The following is a 20,642-nucleotide window of genomic DNA, read 5'->3' as shown; positions in this document are numbered from 1 at the left end:
CGCCCGGACGCATCGACTTTGCAAGCTCCCTACGCCGGTACAAACCGGATCAGGTTCCAAGGGACTCTCTCAGCCCGGCTTCGCCAGGCACCCCCGCTTCAAGAGCGCGTATTGAAACACGAATGGGCACAGTTTGCCGAGACCGTCTCGCATGCCACAAAACTTCCGACACGCAGGGCAGGCTCCGCCCGCCGCTCGCGCTCCGCGTTCTACCACACCACAACGCAAAAGGCCGATGGCAAGTGCCCGCGATTACGCGCCGCTGGAAAGCCCGCGAATAGACTGCAGCAGCACCTGCCCGGCGGGCGTGCCGAACCACGCGGCGTGGCCACACAGGAACGCGTCGTAGGCAACATCGGCGCTCGCCGTCGAGTGCGTGATGGCGTGGAAGTACTCCACTTCGGACAGCGCGAAATCCACATGGACCAGCGGCAGCAGATCGGCCAGCAAACAAATGTCATCATCATCCAGTGGCCGGATCTCGCGATAGCCTTCGATCAGCGCTCGGGCGATGTCGGGATGAATCGCCTGCAAGCCGGTGTCCAGTCGCAGCCAGGCGATGGCATTGCGCTCGATGGCGGTGGCCAGATCGAACAGCGCGCAGTTCGCGGCAGCCAGGCCGAAGTCGAGGACTGCGGTGATGCTTGCGTCGTCGCCGGCGTCACTCCAGCACAGGTTCGAGACATGCCAGTCGCCATGGGTCCACATGCGTGGCTCACGAATCAGCCGCGGCTGGAGCCTGGCATGCCACGGAGCGAACAATGCGGCGAGATCCTCCTGCCAATCGCGGCGTCGGAGATAGTCCGCCAGGCCGGGTCGTTGCGACAGGTCCGCACGCAACGCCGCCACCGGATCGGCGGCGGCAATCAGCTCGCTGCGTGCCACGAGGATGTGGGTTCGGCGCTGCGCGGCGTCGTAGTCCGTGCCTGCCTGGTGCAGCCTGGCGAGCATGCGTCCGGCGCTGAGCGCGTGCCTCCGATTGGCCAGCGGCTCCCAGGAAATCGTCTCGCGATAGAGGTCGATGCCGGCGGCGCGCTGGTGTATTTCGTAGGTCCAGTCGCCCATTGATACGGCGCTTTCGCCTTCCAGATCGAGCATCACTTCCGGGACGGGCATGCCCTGGCCGCGCAGGTGTGCCATGAAGCGATGCTCTTCGGTCAGCGTGGCGACGGTGCGCACGCGCTGGTGATGCCGCTTAACGAAATACGCGCCCGCGGTGGTCTCGACCAGACAGGCCGCCGATAGCGGTCGCGGACTGTGCCATGCGATGCGCAGTGGCGAACCCGGTTGCGGATAGCGCTGCAACAGCGACTCGAGTTCCGACGAGGTCAAAGCTGGCCAGTCCGGCGCGATTTCGTCGCCGGCCAGTCCGTGCACGAGATGATCGGAATTCATGGAGAGGTGCAGGCAACCTTGCCGATAAGTCGGGCTGGATTATGGCCGATGGGCACCGCCGCTGCTTTCCGCCCGCGCCGCTATCGCGTTTAATGGGCGGCTCATTCCGAGGTCTGCCGTGATTCCATGAGTGCATTGCTGTTGCTTTTCGTGTGCCTGTTCCTGGGCGTGCTGGTGGCCCGCTTTGCCAGGCCGCCGGCCGGCATCGTGCAAGGCATCAACTGGTGGGTGCTGAACGTGGCCCTGGCGGCGTTGGTGCTGGAGTTGATTCCGAAGCTCAAGGTCGATGCGCAGCTATGGTTTCCGGTGGCGGCGATGTGGCTCACCTTTGGCGGCGCATGGCTGCTGTTCGGCCTGCTCGGCCCGCGCCTGGGCTGGTCGCGGCAACGAACCGGCGCGCTCATTCTGGTGTGCGGTCTGGGCAACACCGCCTACATGGGGTACCCGCTGATCCAGGCCTTGCATGGCAAGGCCGGATTGGCGGTGGCGGTGGTGGCCGACCAGCTAGGCGCATTTCCGGTGCTGGCTTCGGCCGGCATCGTGGTGGCGTCGATCTACTCGGGACGTACGCCGCATCCGCGTCTGATGCTTCGTCGGGTCCTGTCCTTCCCGCCGTTCCTGGCGCTGCTGCTGGGCATCGTGGTCGGTCGGCTTGGTGGCTGGCCGGACTGGATGAATGGCGTCCTTGCGCCGATCGGAGCCACGCTGACTCCCCTGGCGCTGTTCTCGGTCGGACTGCAGTTCAAGTTCCACCCGGGCCAACGCCAACTCGGCGCGACAAGCCTGGGCTTGGGGTGGAAACTGCTGCTGGCCCCGTTGCTGTGCTGGCTGATGGGTGCGGCGGCCGGGGTGGATGGCCTGGTGCTCACGGTGGGAGTGCTGCAGGCGGCGATGGCGCCGATGGTGTCGGCGGCCATTCTGGCCGATGAGTACGATCTCGAACCGGCCTTGGCCAACACGGTGCTGGGCGCCGGGATTGTGCTGTCGCTGCTCACGGTGCCGCTGGGCAACCTCTTGCTGGGAGGCGCAACGCCGTGACGACGCTTGCTTCCGGAGGGCGCTGCACCGAGACTTGGCAAGGGATTCCAGAGAGCAGGGGCTCGTGTCATGTCTGGCTTTGAGCTGATCCGCAAATTCTTCGGAGGGGAGCATGGCGAGCGCCGTGCGGTACCGCGCAGCGGCGTGCCCAGCAATGCACACATTCTGGTGGTGGATGACTCGCCCACGATCCGGGCCGTGCTTGGCAAGATGCTGAGTCAGGACAGCCACATCGTGCTCAAGGCAGGTGATGGCGAGACGGCCATCAAGATGGCTCGTGCCGAGCTGCCTGACCTGATTTTTCTGGACATCGTGATGCCGGGCATGAACGGCTTCGCCGTGCTGCGCGCTTTGCGCCGCGAACCGCTTACCCACGATATTCCCATTGTGATGATCAGCGGCAACCTGCAGGCGACCGAACAGTTTTACGTGCAGCGCTTCGGCGCCGACGATTTCATGAAGAAACCATTCGGTCGCGGCGAAGTGTTCGCGCGCTTGCAGCACCTGACCCAGTCCGGTCGATTGGTGGTGCGTCCTCGCACGACGGCGCCGGTGTTGCCAGACGAGCCCGCGCTCACTTCGGACGAGCACGCCGCGATTCCGGACATCGCCATGCCGGATCCGGAAGACATGGTGCCGCCGCGAGGCGAAGCGTCCTGACCCGTCTGGTGGAGTGCTGGCCGCGATGACGCTGCCCGATTCCGGATCCGCCGAACTGCGTGCCGACGTCTGGTTGTGGGCGGCGCGGTTTTTCAAGACGCGCGGCCTGGCCCGACAGGCGATCGAGGCGGGTCGGGTCGAGGTCAATGATGCCGGTTGCAAACCTGCCAAGGCCCTGCACGTGGGAGACCAGTTGCGTATCGGGCGCGGCCAGGAGCGTCTGGAAGTCGCCGTGCTGGCCCTTGCATCACGACGCGGGCCGGCCAGCGAAGCCCAGCAGCTCTATCGCGAAACGGAGGCCAGTCGGATCGCGCGCGAAGCCTTGCGCGAACAGCGTCGCCTGAGCGGAGCGGCGTTTGACCATCCGCCGAAGCGCCCGGACAAACAGGCTCGACGGCAATTGCGGAAGATCAAGGACTTGCGCTGAAAACCTCGCGTTGAGCAGTACGTCGCAAAACGTCGGATGCATCTGCGCGAGTATGCGTGCATTCCCACGAGGCGCGCCTGTCGCGCACCTCCCGCGACCCGGAGAACTGCATGGACGGACTGGTACGCAAGAGCGGCATCGGTTTCATCAAGCGACTGCTGGGCGGGCAAGCCGTCGAGGCCCAGCATGCGCAGACCACCCACGGCGCACGCATGCTGGTGGTGGATGACTCGCCCACGATCTGCGCCGTGCTGGGCAAGATGCTGGGCCAGGATGGCTACCACGTGCTGAAGGCGACGGACGGTACCGCTGCCATTGAACTGGCACGCAGCGAGACGCCGGCCTTGATTTTTCTCGACGTGGTGATGCCCGGCATGAACGGTTTCAGCGTGTTGCGTGCGCTGCGCCACGATCCGCTGACGCGCGAGATCCCGATCATCATGATCAGCGGCAACCAGCAAGCCACCGAGCAGTTCTACCTGCAGCGTTACGGCGCCGATGATTTCATGAAAAAGCCGTTCGACCGCGATGACGTGTACGAGCGCATTGGGCACCTGGTGGCTGCCGGGCGACTGGCGGCACGTGACGCCTCGGCAGCAGGGGCGCTTTCACTGCCGGTGTTGCAAGCCGAAGTGCTCGACAGCATCCCCGACATCGCGATGCCCGATGCGGGTGAGTCGGGCCATGGCGAGACGCCGGTGGTGGCACTGGAACACGTGGCCTGAATCCCGCGCGGCGTCCAATGCGCCGCAAGAATGGTTTTCCGCGGTCGCGGCTCAAGCCTCATCTTCGGATCGGTAGATCGCCAACTCGGGGTTGCGCCGGAACGTGAAGATCAGGCTGGTTTCGATGTGTGCCACCTCGGGCCGGGTCGTGAAGGCGTCCAGGGCGAAATCGCGCAGGTGATCGCTGTTGGCCACTGCCACGTGCAGCAGATAGTCGTTGGCGCCGGCCACGTGGTAGAACGCCAGCACCTCGCGCAGGGTCAGCAGGTAGGCATGAAATGCATTCAGGTCGTCGCGGGAATGGCGTGCCAGGCGCACGCTGATCATTGCCTGCAGACCGATTCCCACGGCGGCCGGCGCGATCTCCGCGTGATAGCCGCTGATCGCACCACTCTCGCGTAACCGACGCACCCTTTCCAACGCCGTCGAGGCTGCCACGCCGATGCGTTCGGCCAGCGTCTTGTTGGGCAGTCGAGCGTTCTTTCGCAGCTCGCGCAGTATGGCGAAGTCGATTCGATCAAGGCGCATTGCAGAGGCTTCCTCGAAATATAATTCGGTGATGAATTTTCGATGCGGCCAATGATTCTAGACTGGGACTAATTTGTCGAATGGAGTGGGTCCTGATGTCACGTCTCGAAACCCTCGGTGTGCATGCCGGTCGCGAAGATTTCGGCGAGCTTGGCGTGCATGCACCACCGCTGGACCTGTCCACCACCTATCCGGTGCGCGATCTCGCCGAAGGCACCGCCAGCTTCGACGCGCTGGTGGGCGGCGCGGCCACGGCCGCCAATCCGATCTACGCGCGGCTGCACAATCCCACGGTGGCGCGCTTCGAAAACGCGCTGGCCCAACTGGAGGGCACCACCGACGCAGTGGCGTTCGGTTCCGGCATGGCGGCGATGTCGGCATGCCTGCTTGCTGCAGGGCAGCGCGGCAAGCATGTACTGGCGGTGCGTCCGCTGTACGGCACCAACGATCATCTGCTGAAATCCGGCCTGCTCGGTATCACCACGCGCTGGGTCGAACCGAAGGATGTGGCCGGCGCGGTCAACGCCGACACGGCGCTGGTCATCATCGAGACGCCGGCGAATCCCACGCTGGACCTGATCGACATCGCCGCCGTCGTGAAGGCCGCCGGGTCGGTGCCGGTGCTGGTCGATTCCACCTTTGCCACGCCCGTGCTGCAGCAGCCTGCGGCGCTCGGCGCCACGCTGGTCTTGCACAGCGCCACCAAGTTCCTCGGAGGCCACGGCGACGTGATCGCCGGCGTGGTTGCCTGCGATGCGGAGTGGGGCGCGGCGCTGCGCCAGGTGCGCGCGGCAACCGGCGGTCTGTTGCATCCGCTGGGCGCCTACCTGTTGCATCGCGGCTTGCAGACACTGTCGCTGCGCGTGCTGAAGGCGCAGGACAATGCGCGCAAGTTGTCGAAGTTGCTGGCCGCGCATCCGGCGGTGACCAAGGTCTGTTATCCCGGCCTCGGTACCGTGGCGAATGCGCATCTGGTGGACACCCAGATGTCGGGACCGGGCAGCCTGATGGCATTCGAAGTGCGCGGCGGTCATGCGGCGGCGGCCCAGGTCATGGCGGCAGTGCGACTGGCCACGCCGGCGGTGAGCCTGGGTTCGGTCGACACCCTGATCCAGCATCCGGCCGGACTGACCCATCGCGTCGTCGACGCGGCGACCCAGGCGCAACACGGCATCACGCCGGGCCTGCTGCGCCTGTCGGTCGGCATCGAGCATCTGGACGACCTCTGGAACGACCTGGCGCAGGCGCTGCGCGGCATATCGGCGGCCGAGGCGGCCTGAGCCGCCGCTTGCCATGCAGGCCACCTTGGTGATGCCGAGGGCTGAAGGCATCTGACTCATGGTTTGCGTAAGTCCCTTCCCCCGTTTACGGGGGAAGGTGCCCGACAGGGCGGATGGGGGCGCTTTGATTGGCGGTTCGCACGCGGCGCATCGACACGGCTCGTCGCCACGGCAGGGTTGATCAAGGATCGAACGCAGGCGCGGCCACGTCTGCATACGGCTTGCGGGGCTGGAGATCGACGAGTTCAGCGCGGCCTCAAAAGTCGATGACGTTGCCCACCACGATCTGCAATCCGTTTGACACACCCGGCCCCTGACGCAGGGGTCGGGACACCGTGAAATACAGAACGCGATCGTAGGCGCCGCGCAGGTTGCCGATGCGGAATCCGGCGCCGGCCGAGGCATACCACGGGCTCCAGTCGGGCGAGGTGCTGCCTTCGACGCGGGCGGCATCGACAAAGACCACGTAGCCGAGCTGGAAGGTGTTGAACAACACCGTCGAGGAGACCAGTCGGTCGGCCACCGTCAGCCGCAGCCGGCGCGATCCGGTGGCATAGAAATTGGGGTAGCCACGCAGGGCCTGGAAGCCACCGACATAGAGCCGGTTTTCGGGATCCGGGTGGTTCAGCAAGGCATAGTCGGCATGCGCGACCAGGGTTTGCCGCGGCGACACCTGGGCATATGCGGTTGCCGACATGCGCAGGTCCAGGTTGCGCCATTGTCCGCTGCGTTGCCGACCCGCCAGCGACGCGTTTGACAGGATCAGGACTGCCGGAGCCGGTTGCCAGCCCTTGCTTGCTTCCAGCGACAGCGCGGGGCCACTTTGGGTGCTGCCCAACGCGGTGCTGTCCAGCAGCAGGTTGCCGGACAGGTCCCAGCCCAGGTTGTAGTCCTCGACCCGCGCCACGGACTGGATGTTGGTGAAACTGGCGTAGCGGTCCTGGTGCAGGTTGAAGCTTGGACCGACCCCGGCCAGCGTGCGCTGATCGGCGAATGGCGGCGGCAACTGATTCGGCTTGATCAGCCGCGGCGCCGCGTAACGGTAGCTGGCACGCCGCGCCGCAAGACCCAGCCGCAACACGGTGTCGCCTGATGCATATATGCGGTGCTGCCATTGTGCCTTGTACGAGTTTTCGCGTGCCGGCAACTGCCAGACCTGATCGCCACGTTCGTAGAAGTTGAGATCGAGCTTCTGGTTCAGCGCGTCGAAACTGCTTGACCATGGCGTGGTGTCGAGCCGGAACGGCCGCGCCACCGACAGCATGGCGCGGCGTCCGTCAGACAAACGCGCGTATTGCGCCCCCAGCGTCCATGACGTGCCGGCCAGCGCAGGTGAGGAATACGCCACATAGTCCTCGCTGCGCTCCAGCGTCTTCTGGTGCCCGATGCCGATGCTGCGGCCGCTGCCGAGCACATCGGTATCCTGGATATTGAAGCGGAACTGGTTGGCATTGCCTGCATGGGAGAAACGTGCGTCAAGGCGCAGTGTCCAGGCGTCCCTGACCCTCACCTGCGTGGTGACCGTGCCGTCGCTGCACGCTACCGGAACGATGTCCGCAGAGCGCAGGTAGACCTGCTGACGCAAGCGCCGCGTGGCCTGGTAGACGCGCTTGGCCGAAACCGGCTCACCCGGTGCAACCAGCAACAATTGCCGTATCACCCAGGCGCGCGTGGGGATGTGCAGGTGGTTGGCCGTGCGTGCGTACCACACGTTCTGGCCGGGTTGGTCCGGGTCGTAGACGTTGGTGACCCGGACGTCGATCGCGCCGAAACGCAGGCCGGCTCGCTCGATGGCCAGCCACTGCGCCTGACCCGCCCAGCGGGACCGGGATTCGGAGTCGGGCTCCGGGCACGCTGCGCTGGCGCCGGTACTCATGGCGAGCAGGCCCACGAACGCTGCACACGATCTGAGCATGACGTACTCCAATCCATCCGCAGGAGATGGTTTCGAGTCAGGCAGGGTCATGCTAACCCGGCGTGGGTGCGGTGAAGTGTCTATCGTGTTAAGTAGTCGGTGGGAGTGTCGTGGGTGGGTGCCGTGATTTTGCGGACAGCTTCGATCCATGACGTCTTTTCAGCCTTGGAGCCGAGCCTGTGACCGACCCCAGCCATGCCCTGATCCAGTCCGATCCTGCGGTGCTTGGCGTGTTGTTCGCCGTCCTGGCGCTGGTGTTCTGGACCAGCAACAAGCCGCAACGGGGCTGGCAGGCGTTCTATCGTTTCGTGCCGGCCTTGCTGCTGTGCTATTTCATCCCCGGCCTGCTCAATACGCTGGGCGTGATCGACGGCCACGATTCGAACCTGTATCCGGTGGCGCGCGACTACCTGCTGCCCGCGGCGCTGATTTTGCTGACCCTTTCCAGCGACCTGGGCGGGATCGTGCGACTGGGACCCAAGGCCATCGTGATGTTTCTGGTCGGCACCGCCAGTGTCGTGATCGGCGGGCCGATCGCCTTCTTGCTGATGAACGCGATCGACCCGGCGTTGATGCATGCGGGCAGCGGTTCGGATGCGGTATGGCGCGGCATGACCACGGTGGCCGGAAGCTGGATCGGCGGCGGCGCCAATCAGGCGGCGATGAAGGAGGTGTTCGAGGTCGGGCCCGACAACTTCGCCCGTTTCATCGCGGTGGACGTGATCGTGGCCAACCTGTGGCTGGCGGTGCTGCTTTGGATGGCCGGCCGCGCGCGCCAGATCGATGCCTGGACCGGTGCCGACACCAGCGCCCTGGACGATTTGCGCAAGCGTATCGAAGGCTTTCAAGCCGAGCACCGGCGCGTCCCCAGCCTGACCGACCTGATGGTGATTGCCGCCATCGGTTTCGGTCTCACCGGGCTGTCGCATGCGTTGGCCGGCACGATCGCGCCGTGGCTGGCGATGCATGCGCCGGGACTGGCGCGCTTCAGCCTGACGTCGCATTTTTTCTGGGTGGTGGTGCTGGCCACCAGTTTCGGATTGCTGCTCTCTTTCAGCCGCGCGCGCAAGCTCGAAGGTGCAGGGGCATCCACCGTAGGGTCGGTGTGTCTTTATGTGCTGGTCGCAACCATCGGCATGCACATGGACATTCGCACGGTATTTTCCGACCCGCATCTGTTCGCGCTGGGCGCGATCTGGATCGCCTTTCATGGCCTCGCCATGCTCGGCGTGGCCTGGCTGATCCGCGCGCCGGTGTTCTACATGGCGGTCGGCTCGCAGGCCAACATCGGCGGCGCGGCCTCGGCGCCGGTGGTGGCATCGGCATTTCATCCGGCACTGGCCTCGGTCGGCGTGCTGCTGGCCGTTTTCGGCTATTCGCTGGGCACCTATGCGGCCTGGGCTTGCGGTCAGTTGCTGCGCCTGGTGGCGGGCGGCTGAATTGCTCTGGCACGCGGCCGGTGTCGTGTCAGCGGGTCGGGAGCGCGCGCGAGCTCATCGAGCTCGTGGCCAGAGTCACCCTGCGCACTGTGTGGTCAGGTGATGTCCTTGAGTCGATACAGCGCCTGCAACGCCTCGCGCGGCGTCAGGCTGTCCGGGTCAAGTTCGGACACAGCCTTTTCGACGGCGGAGGGCGCCTGCGCGGTGAACAGGCCCAACTGCGGTGAACTGGTTCCGGATTCGCCCGTGTTCGCAAGAGGGTTGTTGTGCATGCCCTTCTCCAGCCGGAGCAGGGTCTTGCGCGCGTCGGCGATGACCGCCTTGGGCAGGCCGGCGAGGGCGGCCACCTGCAGTCCGAAACTGCGATTGGCCGGGCCGTCTTTCACGGCATGCATGAATACCAGTTGCTCGCCCCGCTGCTGGTCGTGAATCTCGACCGCGTCCAGATGCACGTTGGCGATCGACGGGAACTCGCCGGCCAGTTCGGTCAGTTCGAAATAATGGGTGGCGAACAGCGTGTACGCGCGGCAATGGCGCGCCAGGTGCACCGCGGCGGCGCGGGCCAGTGACAGTCCATCGTAGGTGCTGGTGCCGCGACCGACCTCGTCCATCAGCACCAGGCTGTCGGCCGTGGCGTTGTGCAGGATATTGGCGGTTTCGCTCATTTCCACCATGAAGGTGGACTGTCCGCGCGATAAATCATCGCCGGCGCCGATACGGGTGAAGATGCGGTCGATCGGACCGATCACGGCGCGACTGGCGGGCACGTAACTGCCGATGTGGGCGAGCAGCACGATCAGCGCGTTCTGGCGCATGTAGGTGCTCTTGCCGCCCATGTTCGGACCGGTGATTACCAGCATGCGACGGTGGTCGTCGAGTTGCAGATCGTTCGGCTCGAACGGCTCGTCGCGGACTTTCTCCACCACCGGGTGCCGACCCCGTTCGACCGCTATGCCGGGATCGTCGCTGAGTTCGGGGGCGCTCCAGTCCAGCGCCTCGGCGCGCTCGGCCAGGGTGGCGAGCACATCCAGCGCAGCAATGGCGCTGGCTGCCGCCTTCAGTGGTTCGAGCCTTTCGGTGAGCGTGTCGAGCAAGGCCTCGTACAAGGCGCGTTCGCGCATCAGCGAACGTTCCTTCGCCGACAGCACCTTGTCCTCGAAGTTTTTCAGCTCCTCGGTGATGTAGCGCTCGGCATTCTTGGTGGTCTGGCGGCGCGTGTAATGGGTGGGCGCCTTGTCCGATTGTGCCTTGCTGATCTCGATGTAGTAGCCGTGGACGCGGTTGTAGCCGACCTTGAGCGTGCTGATGCCGCTGGCCGCTTTCTCGCGTTCCTCCAGCTCGACCAGGTACTGGTCGGCGTGGGTGGACAGGCGGCGCAGCTCGTCCAGCTCCGCATCGTAGCCGTCGGCGATCACGCCGCCGTCGCGTTGCAGCACTGGCGGCTGGTCGACCACGGCGCGAGTCAGCAGCGATGCGGTGTCTGCATGGTCGCCAATGCTTTCGACCAGGGTGTGCAGCAGCGGGCTGTCCAGCCTGGCGATGCTTTCGCGCAACTTCGGTGCGGCCCCCAAGCCATCGCGCAGGGTGGACAAGTCACGCGGACGCGCCGAGCGCAGGGCCACGCGGGCGAGGATGCGTTCCAGATCGCCGATGCCGCGCAGCAACTCGCGCAGACTGTCGTGACTGCGGCTGTCGATCAGCATGCCGATCGCCTGATGCCGTCGGCGCAGCACCGGGCGCGAACGCAGCGGGCGGGTCAGCCAGCGGCGCAGCAGTCGCGCACCCATCGGCGTCACCGTCTCGTCCAGCACGCCGAGCAGGGTGTGCTCGGTGCGCCCGCTGGGGTGCGTATCCAGTTCCAGGTTGCGGCGGGTGGCGGCATCCAGCGCAATCGTCTCGCTGGCGCTTTCCACCGCCATGCCGGTGAGATGCGGCAGCGCGCTTTTCTGGGTTTCCTCGACGTAGCCGAGCAGGCAGCCCGCGGCGGCGATGGCCAGCGGCATGCCTTCCACGCCGAAGCCACCAAGGTCCCGGGTACCGAAGAAGCGGTTGAGCTCGCGTTTTGCCGCATCGGCGTCGAAGTGCCAGGGTGGCCGCTTGCGCAGGCCGGGCAGGGCGCTGACCAGTTTCGGCCAGGCCACGTCCTCGCCGATCAGGGTTTCTGCAGGCTGCAGTCGCGCCAGTTCGGCAGCCAGCGCCTCGGCGCTGGGTACTTCGCTGAGCAGGAAACGGCCGCTGGACAAGTCCACCCATGCCAGGCCGTAGCTCGCGTTCGGACCGGCGGCAATGGACAGCAACAGGTTGTCGCGTCGGTCTTCCAGCAGCGCGGCGTCGGTCACCGTGCCGGGTGTGATGATGCGTACCACCTTGCGCTCGACGATACCCTTGGCCAGCGCCGGATCGCCGATCTGTTCGCAGATCGCCACCGACTCGCCCAGCCGTACCAGTCGCGCCAGGTAATTCTCAGCCGCGTGATACGGCACGCCCGCCATCGGAATCGGTGCGCCAGCCGATTGCCCGCGCTGGGTCAACGTGATGTCGAGCAGACGCGCGGCCTTGCGCGCGTCGTCGTAGAACAACTCGTAGAAATCGCCCATGCGGAAGAACAGCAACACGTCCGGGTGCTCGGCTTTCGCCGAGAGGTACTGGCGCATGAACGGGGTGTGCTTGGTGAGATCGTCTTGGCTCATGCAATGCAAGTCTTGGCGTGGTCGCGTGGAACGGGTAGAACAGTGGATTTGCGCTTGGCGCAAACGCATTCAAGTCCGGGAGTCTCGCATGGAGTTGTCATCCGTTCCTACCGACGCCGAACTGCTGGCACTCGCCAGCGAGGTGGCCGATGAGGTGCAGCGCTGTCGATTGACGCTGGTCACGGCCGAATCCTGCACCGGTGGCTGGATCGCCAAGACCTTGACCGACCTGCCGGGCAGCTCGGCGTGGTTCGATGCCGGCGTGGTGACCTACAGCTATGAGGCAAAAGAGGCGCTGCTGGGGGTCAATCCGCGCACGTTGGAGCTGACCGGCGCGGTGAGCGAGGAGACCGTGCTGGAGATGGTCGCCGGTGCCCTGGCTCGGTTTGGCGCCGGTGTGGCGGTAGCGGTGACCGGTATTGCCGGCCCCACCGGTGGCACGTCGGACAAACCGGTCGGCACGGTATGGATCGGCTGGAAGTGCCGCGGCGGCTACGCGCATGCCCGCATGTTCCGGTTTCCGGGCGATCGCGAGGCCGTGCGTCGGCAAACCGTGGCGGCGGCGCTCGAAGGTTTGCGGAAAACCCTGACGGCATGAGGCGTCGCAGGCCGCCAGACCGGCTTGACGTATGTGGGATACTGCGATTTCCCGCCGCCGGCCATTCGCGATCGCGCCGGCCCGCCCGGCCGCTGATCGCAGCCGGTGAGATTCGACCCGGGCATCATGCCTGCCATTCACAGCCCAACCGGAATACACACGATGGATGACAACAAGCGCAAGGCGCTCACCTCCGCCCTCGGCCAGATCGAAAAGCAGTTCGGCAAGGGTGCCGTGATGCGCATGGGCGACCGCGTCAACGAAGCGATCGAAACCATCTCCACCGGTTCGCTGGGGCTCGATATCGCCCTCGGCGTCGGCGGCCTGCCGCGTGGCCGAGTGGTCGAGATCTACGGCCCGGAATCCTCCGGCAAGACCACCATGACCCTGCAGGCCATCGCCAGCTGCCAGCGCGCCGGCGGCACCGCGGCCTTCATCGACGCCGAGCACGCGCTTGACCCGACCTATGCCGAGAAGCTGGGCGTCAAGGTGGACGACCTGCTGGTGTCGCAGCCCGATACCGGCGAGCAGGCGCTGGAAATCGCCGACATGCTGGTGCGCTCCGGCGCGGTGGACATGGTGGTGGTCGATTCGGTTGCCGCGCTGACTCCGAAGGCGGAAATCGAAGGCGAGATGGGTGATTCCCACGTCGGCCTGCACGCCCGCCTGATGAGCCAGGCGCTGCGCAAGCTCACCGCCAACATCAAGAAATCCGGCTGCCTGGTGATCTTCATCAACCAGATCCGCATGAAGATCGGCGTGATGTTCGGCAGCCCCGAGACCACCACCGGCGGCAATGCGCTGAAGTTCTACGCCTCGGTGCGCCTGGATATCCGTCGCATCGGCGCGGTGAAGAAGGGCGAGGAGATCATCGGCTCGGAGACCCGCGTGAAAGTGGTCAAGAACAAGGTGGCGCCGCCGTTCCGCAAGTGCGAGTTCGAGATCCTCTACGGCGAGGGCACCTCGCGCGAAGGTGAGATCATCGAGCTGGGCGTGGCCGAGAATCTGATCGACAAATCCGGTGCCTGGTACAGCTACAAGGGCGACCGCATCGGCCAGGGCAAGGAGAATGTGCGCCAGTTCCTGCGCGACAACCCCGCCATCGCCAACGAGGTGGACGCGGAACTGCGTGCCCGCCTGCTGGTGCCGGTCGGCAAGCCTGCCGCCGCGGGCCCGGAAGAGGCCCTCGAGGAAGCGTGATCCGTGGCGGTTGATGCCACTGGCTGCAATGCATGGCCCGGTCTGTCCGGGCCATGTGCGTTTGCATGGCCATGAAACGCCGGCCCGGCCGGGATCGATCCGGCACCGGCGCATCCGGTGACAAGGCCGCCCGACCCAGGCGCAGCGCCTACGACAAGGCACTGGGTCTGCTCGCGCGCCGGGAACATTCGCGCAAGGAGCTCCAGGCCAAACTGCGCCAGGGTGGCTACGACGGCGAAGAAACCGCCGCCGCGATTGATCGGCTCGGTGAGCAGCACTACCAGGACGATGATCGCTTCGCCGAAGTGCTGCTGCGCAGCCGAATCGCCCAGGGTTATGGTCCGCTGCGCCTGCGCATCGAGCTGAAAAGTCACGGCGTTCCCGACACGCGCATTCGCGAATTGCTGGAAGAGGCCGATGCCGATTGGGACGCGCTGGCCGCGGCCCAGTTGCGGCGCCGCTACGGCGCAGCGGGCAGCGCGGACCACGCCGAACGCGCCCGTCGCGCGCAGTTCCTCTTGCGTCGCGGCTTTCCGGCCGCCACAGTACGGAGTGTCACCCACGCCGAAGTGGACGAGGCCGCCGACGATATTTCCTGAAATCCATCATCCGAAGATGCTGGGTGGATGGATCGACTGGCCCGTTTGCCGCGTGGATTCCTTACGCCAGCCACCGCGATACGCATGAAAACCTCAGAAATCCGCTCTGCCTTCCTCGAATTCTTCCGCGCGCGGGGCCACACCGTGGTGCCGTCCAGTTCGCTGGTGCCGTCCAACGATCCGACCCTGATGTTCACCAACTCGGGCATGGTCCAGTTCAAGAACGTATTCCTGGGCAGCGAGAAGCCCGGGTACGTCCGCGCGGTCGACGTGCAGCGCTGCCTGCGTGCCGGTGGCAAGCACAACGACCTGGACGCGGTGGGTTACACCGCGCGGCACCACACGTTCTTCGAGATGCTGGGCAACTGGTCGTTCGGCGACTACTTCAAGCGCGAGGCCATCGCCTGGGCCTGGGAAATGCTGACCCAGGTGTTCAAGCTGCCGCCAGACCGGCTTACCGTCACCGTCTACCACACCGACGACGAGGCCTGGGCGATCTGGCACGACGAGATCGGCGTACCGGCCGAGCGCATCATCCGCATCGGTGACAACAAGGGCGGTCCATTCGCTTCGGACAACTTCTGGCAGATGGCCGACACCGGCCCGTGCGGTCCCAGTTCGGAAATCTTCTACGACCACGGCCCGCACATCGCCGGCGGTCCGCCGGGCTCGCCGGAGGAGGATGGCGATCGATTCATCGAGATCTGGAACCTGGTGTTCATGCAGTTCGACCGGGCGCCGGACGGCACGCTTAGCCCGCTGCCGGCACCGTGCGTGGACACCGGCATGGGTCTGGAACGGCTGGCGGCGATTCTGCAGAACGTCCATTCAAACTACGAGATCGACCTGTTCGCCCGCCTGATCCGCGTTGCCGCTGAACTGACCGGCACGAAGGACCTCGGCAACAAGTCGTTGCGCGTGATCGCCGACCACATCCGCGCCTGTGCGTTCCTGATTGTCGATGGTGTGTTGCCATCCAACGAAGGCCGCGGCTACGTGCTGCGCCGGATCATCCGCCGCGCCCTGCGCCATGGCTGGATGCTGGGTGTGCGCGGCGACTTTTTCTGGAAGATGGTCGCCCCGCTGGTGGCCGAGATGGGCGAGGCCTATCCCGAACTGGGCGCCAAGCAGGCCTTTGTCGAGGATGCGCTGCGCACCGAAGAGCAGCGTTTCGGCGAAACGCTGGAACACGGCATGCGCTTGTTCGACGACATTGCCGACAAGATCGGCACCGGCAAGGGCGGCAAAACCATTCCGGGCGACGAGGCGTTTCGCCTCTATGACACCTACGGCTTTCCGGTCGACCTCACTGCCGACATCGCGCGCGAACGCGGGCTCGAGGTGGACATGGCCGGCTTCGAGCAGGCCATGAACGAACAGCGCGAGCGCGCCCGCGCTGCCGGCCGGTTCGAGGCGAAAGGGCAAATCCCCGCCGATCTGGTCAGCCAGCTTGCGCCTACCACATTCCTGGGCCACGACGCCTTGCATGGCAGCGGCAGCAAGGTGCTCGGCATCGTGCAGAAGGGCCGGCAACTGGAACAACTGGCCGATGGCGAGCAAGGCATCCTGATCCTGGACCGCACGCCGTTCTACGCCGAATCCGGTGGCCAGGTAGGCGACACCGGCACGCTGTCGAACGCCGCCGGTCGCTTCGATGTAGGCGATACCTCGAAGTTGGGTGGCGCGTTCTTCGGCCATGTCGGTACCTGGCGCGGCAAGCAGCCCCTGCGCAGCGGCGACCTGCTTGATGCCGAGGTGGATGGCGCGCGTCGCCAGTCCATCGTGCTCAATCATTCGGCCACGCATCTGCTGCATGCGGCGTTGCGCCAGGTGCTGGGCGAGCATGTCACGCAGAAGGGTTCGCTGGTGGCGCCCGAACGCCTGCGCTTCGACTTCTCGCACAACAAGCCGGTCAGCCGCGAGGAACTGGATCGGGTCGAGGCGATGGTGAATGCCCAGGTGCGTCGCAACGCGGCCGCCGAGGTAAGCAACATGGGTTACGACGAGGCGATCGAATCGGGCGCCATGGCCCTGTTCGGCGAAAAATACGGTGACGAGGTGCGCGTGCTGAAGATGGGCGACTTCTCCACCGAGCTCTGCGGCGGCACCCATGTCGGCCGCACCGGTGACATCGGCTTGTTCAAGATCGTCAGCGAGTCCGGCGTGGCCTCCGGTGTGCGCCGCATCGAGGCGGTCACTGGTGAGGGCGCGCTGAGCTGGGTAGCCGACGAGGAGCGCCGTCTCGACGAGTTGTCGCACCTGCTGTCGAGCAGTGGCGAAGAAGTCGTGACCAAACTGCGCCAATTGCTGGATCGCCAGAAAAAGCTGGAGCGCGAGCTGGAGTCACTGCGCGCCAAGGCCGCTGGCTCCGCCACCGCCGATCTGGCCGGTTCGGCCACCGACGTGGCTGGCATCAAGGTCGTTGCCGCCCGCCTGGAGGGGCTTGATGCCAAGTCGTTGCGTGACAGCGTTGACCAGCTCAAGCAGCAGCTCGGCGATTGCGTGGTGCTGCTCGCGGGCGCGGCCGATGGTCGCGTGTCGCTGATTGCCGGTGTGCACGGCAAGGCGCTGGAGAAGGTCAAGGCTGGCGATGTCGTCGCCCATGTGGCGGCCCGGATCGGCGGCAAGGGTGGTGGCCGCCCGGACATGGCTCAGGGCGGTGGATCCGACACCCCGGAGTTGCCGGCCATCCTGGCCGAGCTGCCCGGTTGGGTTGCCAGTCGATGACTCGCAACCCAACCAGCTCCCCGATTTGTCGGTTGGCCGCATTGCGTCGATGATTCCTGACCGGTTAGTATCCGCAGAGGTCGACTTTGCCAAAAAGGTGAAGCCGCCAGTCAGGACCCTCAGGAGGTGTTTTGGCTGTGAGCCGGGAAGGCGGTAGGGCCTTCGACGGATCAAAACGTCGAGTTGTGGATGGACGGACGCTCAGGGGTGAGGCAGCGTCGATCCACTAGCCTGTGACCAGCAGCTTATTTATGGAGTAGTAAACATGTTGATTCTGACCCGCCGGGTCGGTGAGACCCTGATGATCGGCGACGAGGTGACCGTCACCGTTCTTGGCGTAAAAGGCAATCAGGTACGCATCGGCATCAACGCACCGAAAACCGTGGCCGTCCATCGCGAGGAAATCTACCAGCGAATCAAGGGCGAAAACGACGGTGACGTTGCGCCTGAAGGCACTGGCGAGCACTGATCGCACCATTCAGGACTTTACCTGGACCGCGCCGGTCAGTATCCTTGCCGGCTCCGCAGCAATGCGGAAAAACCCCGGAGAGATGCCCGAGTGGCCGAAGGGGCTCCCCTGCTAAGGGAGTATCGGGCTAAACACCTGATCGAGGGTTCGAATCCCTCTCTCTCCGCCAGATACGCAAAGCGCCCCGCAAGGGGCGTTTTGCGTATCTGGCGGAGAGAGAGGTGTGGACGAACCCTCTGGTTCGACAATTTTGTCTGGAACAAAATTGGACAGCCGAAGGCTGGCCCCGCAGCGCGCAGCGCGTAGGGGTGAATCCCATGGATGGGATTCACAATCCCTCGCAGACTCCATGCCGACCCGCACCCCATCGAAGCCGGCGTTTTGCGTATCTGGCGGAGAGAGAGGTGTGGACGAACCCTTCGGTTCGACAAAATTGTCTGGAACAATTTTGGACAGCCGCAGGCTGGCCCCGCAGCGCGCAGCGCGTAGGGGTGAATCCCATGGATGGGATTCACAATCCCCTGACTCCACGCCACCGGCTCGTTCATTGATGCCCGTTGCCCCGCAAGGGGCGTTTTGCGTATCTGGCGGAGAGAGGTGGTGGACGAACCCTCCGTTCGACAAATTCGTCTGGAACGAATTTGGACAGCCGAAGGCTGGCCCCGAAGCGCGCAGCGCGCAAGGGTGAATCCCATGGATGGGATTCACAATCCCGGACTCCACGCCGCGCTGTCGCCGATTGATAGCACGTGGCCCCGCAAGGAGCGTTTTGCGTATCTGGCGGAGAGAGATGTGTGGACGACCCTCCCGGTTACTCGGCACGTCCTGTGCCTCGCCCTTCGGGCCATCGGCTACGCCGATGTTCGCTCCGGCATCCTGCGTCCGCGAGCGACAATTTCGTCTGGAACGTCAAGGATAGCCGCAGGCCGGCCCTGGAGCACGCAACGCGTAAGGGAGAACTCCCCATCAACGCGATGCTGAACGAAGCAAGCCCCCGTCGGGGCGTTTTCGCGTGTCTCGCGGAGAGATGTGGTAAGCGCACCCTTGCGGCTACTCGGCATATCCCACATGAGTGAAAAGAGACTGATTACAGCGCATTGGCGAGCGACTGCTTATGCCGACCGACCAATTCCGACCCATTTCCGCCGGTCGCGAGTGGCTGCTTTGTGGCAGCCATTTGAGGAGTCGACCGGCTGTTATCGGCCCGAGCAATCTTGGGCTCCGCTTTGACTGCTCCTCGCCGATCTAAACCTGGCGCGTACACGTTCACTGAAGCAAAGGGCGGGTTTCACCCACAACTGACTGGTGGCGGTAGCCAAGTACCTCGTACCCAACGACGGTGATGGCTGGCACGCAGGTGACGACAACCAGACAGATCGCCATCTCGACACCGAGGACGGCCGCGACAACGGCACCGGCCAACGTCACCGCACTCGCGGCGAGAAGCCACACGTGGAGAGGGTCCGGGCGACGCACGAGGTAATGGTAAAGGCCATACACGAGGCCGATGAATACGCCTACCGGAACCGCCACGGTGAGCAGGGCGCCAAGCGCACCAGTGGCCGTCTTTCCTTCTACGAAAAGCGCAGCCACACGCAAGCCGGCGCCGACTGCGATGATCGAGGTGACGATGAACATCTGTGCGTAGGCCCAGGCGAAAGCGCGGGATCGATGCTCGTGCAGGGCTCGCCCCGAGGGAAGCAGGTAATAGACCCACCACAGACCAAACGTCAGTCCCACGCCGGCAACGCAAACAAGCACTGCGTCCAGCGTCCAGCCTTGCCGCCCGATCACGGCGCTCATCGCGTCGACCGTGCCGACGACTGACTCGCCCAAGGCAATGACCGCAAAAAGACTGTAGCGCTCGGCGATGTGATGAGCGTGCCACGGCGTGCCGCCGTCCTTGCGCTCGGCCAGCCACGGTGCTGCAAATTCGATCGACCAGAGTACGCAGAAAATTACCACGCCCAGGACTAGACTCGTGTTGAGGAAAGCCCACGCGACCCAACCGATCTGGGCGATCGAGATGGTGATGGCATAGGTCAGACAAGCACGCCGCCGGCGCGGGTCTTGCCACGCAGCGCGCGACCACTGAAAGACCATCGCGGCGCGCATCACCACATAGCCGAGCACCGTTCCGGAGGCGTCAAGATGCACCCCATGCCCGATCGACTTGAACATCGGCGGCAGGCCGATGGCCAAAATTAATACGCCGGTCATCTGCACCATGGTGGCCACGCGAAACACCCAATCGTCGGTGTCATAGGCCGAGGCAAACCACGAAAAATTGACCCAGGCCCAGCAGATAATCGAGGCGGCGAAGCCGAAGCCGAGGAATGCGGCTCCGTAGTGAGCCGCACCAAATGCCTCCGCGAACTGGAAGGCCGCCACGCCAAAGCTCGTTGCGAAGGTCAGGTCGAACAGCAGTTCGAGTGGGGTAGCCACCCGATGCTGTTCATGCGGGTCGCGTCCGACCATGCGCCGAACGTGGTGGTGGACAGATTCTGCGCTGGACGACGATGTGCTCATGGGGAATACCGCGGCTCATTGATATCGTCATTGTGTCGCTGTGAGTCGTTCGAATGAAGATGTCCCTCATTCCTATGAGCGAAAACCCTGATTTGTCCTGCCGGAATTGTCGACGCCGAGGTTTCCTGCAGATGCAAGTCCGCGGAATTGATGGCTGTCTGGATCGGGGCTCCGCGGTCGTTGCGCGCCGAGCCTCTTGAATGTTGCGCTTCAACGCCGCCCACGCGATGGCGAACCACGGTGCGTGCATGCCCATAATTGACTCGCGTCAAGAACTCGCTCGCTTGGCAAGAATCCGCTGACCGTGTGAGCGTCAATTTCGTCAGTGCAGGGTGATGCTCAACGGCTTTCGAACGGCCCCGTTGCGGCAAGCATCCGAAGTAGCCGACCGGCCGTTCTTGGCCGACAACAGCCACTTGCGTC

General features: G+C 64.8%; 16 protein-coding genes, 1 tRNA gene and 1 riboswitch. Of the genes, 12 read left to right on the top strand and 5 right to left on the bottom strand.

Features of this window, described 5'->3' with window-relative positions; translation table 11 throughout:
* Positions 1–9 precede the first annotated feature (9 nt).
* Positions 10–105: riboswitch (TPP riboswitch) on the bottom strand.
* 147 nt (positions 106–252) lie between these two features.
* Positions 253–1,395 (bottom strand): phosphotransferase enzyme family protein, encoded by a 1,143-nt coding sequence (locus AC0L58_RS11085; RefSeq protein ID WP_473683344.1) that lies wholly within the window; start codon positions 1,393–1,395, stop codon positions 253–255.
* Between the two features lie 126 nt (positions 1,396–1,521).
* On the opposite strand from AC0L58_RS11085, the gene AC0L58_RS11080 reads away from it, so the two are divergent.
* The 4 genes from AC0L58_RS11080 to AC0L58_RS11065 all read left to right on the top strand — a co-directional run bounded on the left by AC0L58_RS11080 (position 1,522) and on the right by AC0L58_RS11065 (position 4,245).
* Positions 1,522–2,433, top strand: coding sequence for an AEC family transporter (locus tag AC0L58_RS11080; RefSeq protein WP_473683342.1), 912 nt, complete (start codon positions 1,522–1,524; stop codon positions 2,431–2,433).
* Between the two features lie 69 nt (positions 2,434–2,502).
* Positions 2,503–3,093: a response regulator gene (locus tag AC0L58_RS11075; protein ID WP_473683340.1), complete on the top strand. Its 591-nt coding sequence runs from the start codon at positions 2,503–2,505 to the stop codon at positions 3,091–3,093.
* A gap of 25 nt (positions 3,094–3,118) precedes the next feature.
* A complete protein-coding gene (locus AC0L58_RS11070; RefSeq protein ID WP_473683338.1) occupies positions 3,119–3,520 on the top strand; it encodes an RNA-binding S4 domain-containing protein in 402 nt (133 codons plus the stop codon).
* A gap of 110 nt (positions 3,521–3,630) precedes the next feature.
* Complete coding sequence (locus AC0L58_RS11065; RefSeq protein WP_473683336.1) at positions 3,631–4,245, top strand: response regulator; 615 nt, start codon at positions 3,631–3,633, stop codon at positions 4,243–4,245.
* Positions 4,246–4,296: 51 nt separating this feature from the next.
* Here AC0L58_RS11065 and AC0L58_RS11060 read toward each other — a convergent pair whose 3' ends face one another.
* The gene (locus AC0L58_RS11060) at positions 4,297–4,773 is read right to left on the bottom strand and encodes an Lrp/AsnC family transcriptional regulator (RefSeq protein WP_473683334.1); all 477 of its coding nucleotides are present in this window, start codon (positions 4,771–4,773) and stop codon (positions 4,297–4,299) included.
* 95 nt (positions 4,774–4,868) lie between these two features.
* Here AC0L58_RS11060 and AC0L58_RS11055 point away from each other — a divergent pair, with 95 nt between their 5' ends.
* Positions 4,869–6,053, top strand: a complete 1,185-nt coding sequence (locus tag AC0L58_RS11055; protein WP_473683332.1) for a trans-sulfuration enzyme family protein — start codon at positions 4,869–4,871, stop codon at positions 6,051–6,053.
* 256 nt (positions 6,054–6,309) lie between these two features.
* Here AC0L58_RS11055 and AC0L58_RS11050 read toward each other — a convergent pair whose 3' ends face one another.
* Positions 6,310–7,968, bottom strand: a complete 1,659-nt coding sequence (locus AC0L58_RS11050) for a BamA/TamA family outer membrane protein (RefSeq protein WP_473683330.1) — start codon at positions 7,966–7,968, stop codon at positions 6,310–6,312.
* Between the two features lie 179 nt (positions 7,969–8,147).
* Here AC0L58_RS11050 and AC0L58_RS11045 point away from each other — a divergent pair, with 179 nt between their 5' ends.
* On the top strand, positions 8,148–9,407 hold the full coding sequence (locus AC0L58_RS11045) for a DUF819 family protein (RefSeq protein ID WP_473683328.1): 1,260 nt from the start codon (positions 8,148–8,150) through the stop codon (positions 9,405–9,407).
* Positions 9,408–9,502: 95 nt separating this feature from the next.
* Here the strand turns inward: AC0L58_RS11045 and mutS are convergent, their stop codons facing one another.
* Positions 9,503–12,097, bottom strand: coding sequence for a DNA mismatch repair protein MutS (mutS, locus tag AC0L58_RS11040; protein WP_473683326.1), 2,595 nt, complete (start codon positions 12,095–12,097; stop codon positions 9,503–9,505).
* Positions 12,098–12,185: 88 nt separating this feature from the next.
* Between mutS and AC0L58_RS11035 the strand changes: the two genes are divergently transcribed.
* The 6 genes from AC0L58_RS11035 (at position 12,186) to AC0L58_RS11010 (ending at position 17,859) form a co-directional block, all read left to right on the top strand.
* The gene (locus AC0L58_RS11035) at positions 12,186–12,695 is read left to right on the top strand and encodes a CinA family protein (RefSeq protein ID WP_473683324.1); all 510 of its coding nucleotides are present in this window, start codon (positions 12,186–12,188) and stop codon (positions 12,693–12,695) included.
* Positions 12,696–12,857: 162 nt separating this feature from the next.
* Positions 12,858–13,895, top strand: a complete 1,038-nt coding sequence (gene recA, locus AC0L58_RS11030) for a recombinase RecA (RefSeq protein WP_473683322.1) — start codon at positions 12,858–12,860, stop codon at positions 13,893–13,895.
* 65 nt (positions 13,896–13,960) lie between these two features.
* Positions 13,961–14,494 carry a regulatory protein RecX gene (locus tag AC0L58_RS11025; protein WP_473683320.1) on the top strand — a complete coding sequence of 178 codons (534 nt, stop codon included), beginning with the start codon at positions 13,961–13,963 and terminating at the stop codon, positions 14,492–14,494.
* Positions 14,495–14,578: 84 nt separating this feature from the next.
* The gene (gene alaS, locus AC0L58_RS11020; RefSeq protein WP_473683318.1) at positions 14,579–17,221 is read left to right on the top strand and encodes an alanine--tRNA ligase; all 2,643 of its coding nucleotides are present in this window, start codon (positions 14,579–14,581) and stop codon (positions 17,219–17,221) included.
* Positions 17,222–17,486: 265 nt separating this feature from the next.
* Positions 17,487–17,690: a carbon storage regulator CsrA gene (gene csrA / locus AC0L58_RS11015; protein WP_473683316.1), complete on the top strand. Its 204-nt coding sequence runs from the start codon at positions 17,487–17,489 to the stop codon at positions 17,688–17,690.
* A 76-nt stretch (positions 17,691–17,766) separates the two neighbouring features.
* Positions 17,767–17,859 (top strand) — tRNA-Ser (locus tag AC0L58_RS11010).
* A 1,097-nt stretch (positions 17,860–18,956) separates the two neighbouring features.
* Here the strand turns inward: AC0L58_RS11010 and AC0L58_RS11005 are convergent.
* A complete protein-coding gene (locus tag AC0L58_RS11005; RefSeq protein WP_133951669.1) occupies positions 18,957–20,219 on the bottom strand; it encodes a low temperature requirement protein A in 1,263 nt (420 codons plus the stop codon).
* Positions 20,220–20,642: the final 423 nt, after the last annotated feature.

The organism is Rhodanobacter sp. G2-10, from assembly GCF_055809185.1.
Note: the sequence above shows the minus strand (reverse complement) of the source record. Positions and strands in the feature narration are given on the sequence as shown.

Coding starts and splice junctions, on each gene's coding strand:
- AC0L58_RS11085 (WP_473683344.1), bottom strand. CDS start 1,395: ATGAATTCCGATCATCTCGTGCACGGACTGGCCGGCGACGAAATCGCG.
- AC0L58_RS11080 (WP_473683342.1), top strand. CDS start 1,522: ATGAGTGCATTGCTGTTGCTTTTCGTGTGCCTGTTCCTGGGCGTGCTG.
- AC0L58_RS11075 (WP_473683340.1), top strand. CDS start 2,503: ATGTCTGGCTTTGAGCTGATCCGCAAATTCTTCGGAGGGGAGCATGGC.
- AC0L58_RS11070 (WP_473683338.1), top strand. CDS start 3,119: ATGACGCTGCCCGATTCCGGATCCGCCGAACTGCGTGCCGACGTCTGG.
- AC0L58_RS11065 (WP_473683336.1), top strand. CDS start 3,631: ATGGACGGACTGGTACGCAAGAGCGGCATCGGTTTCATCAAGCGACTG.
- AC0L58_RS11060 (WP_473683334.1), bottom strand. CDS start 4,773: ATGCGCCTTGATCGAATCGACTTCGCCATACTGCGCGAGCTGCGAAAG.
- AC0L58_RS11055 (WP_473683332.1), top strand. CDS start 4,869: ATGTCACGTCTCGAAACCCTCGGTGTGCATGCCGGTCGCGAAGATTTC.
- AC0L58_RS11050 (WP_473683330.1), bottom strand. CDS start 7,968: ATGCTCAGATCGTGTGCAGCGTTCGTGGGCCTGCTCGCCATGAGTACC.
- mutS (WP_473683326.1), bottom strand. CDS start 12,097: ATGAGCCAAGACGATCTCACCAAGCACACCCCGTTCATGCGCCAGTAC.
- AC0L58_RS11035 (WP_473683324.1), top strand. CDS start 12,186: ATGGAGTTGTCATCCGTTCCTACCGACGCCGAACTGCTGGCACTCGCC.
- recA (WP_473683322.1), top strand. CDS start 12,858: ATGGATGACAACAAGCGCAAGGCGCTCACCTCCGCCCTCGGCCAGATC.
- AC0L58_RS11025 (WP_473683320.1), top strand. CDS start 13,961: ATGGCCATGAAACGCCGGCCCGGCCGGGATCGATCCGGCACCGGCGCA.
- alaS (WP_473683318.1), top strand. CDS start 14,579: ATGAAAACCTCAGAAATCCGCTCTGCCTTCCTCGAATTCTTCCGCGCG.
- csrA (WP_473683316.1), top strand. CDS start 17,487: ATGTTGATTCTGACCCGCCGGGTCGGTGAGACCCTGATGATCGGCGAC.
- AC0L58_RS11005 (WP_133951669.1), bottom strand. CDS start 20,219: ATGAGCACATCGTCGTCCAGCGCAGAATCTGTCCACCACCACGTTCGG.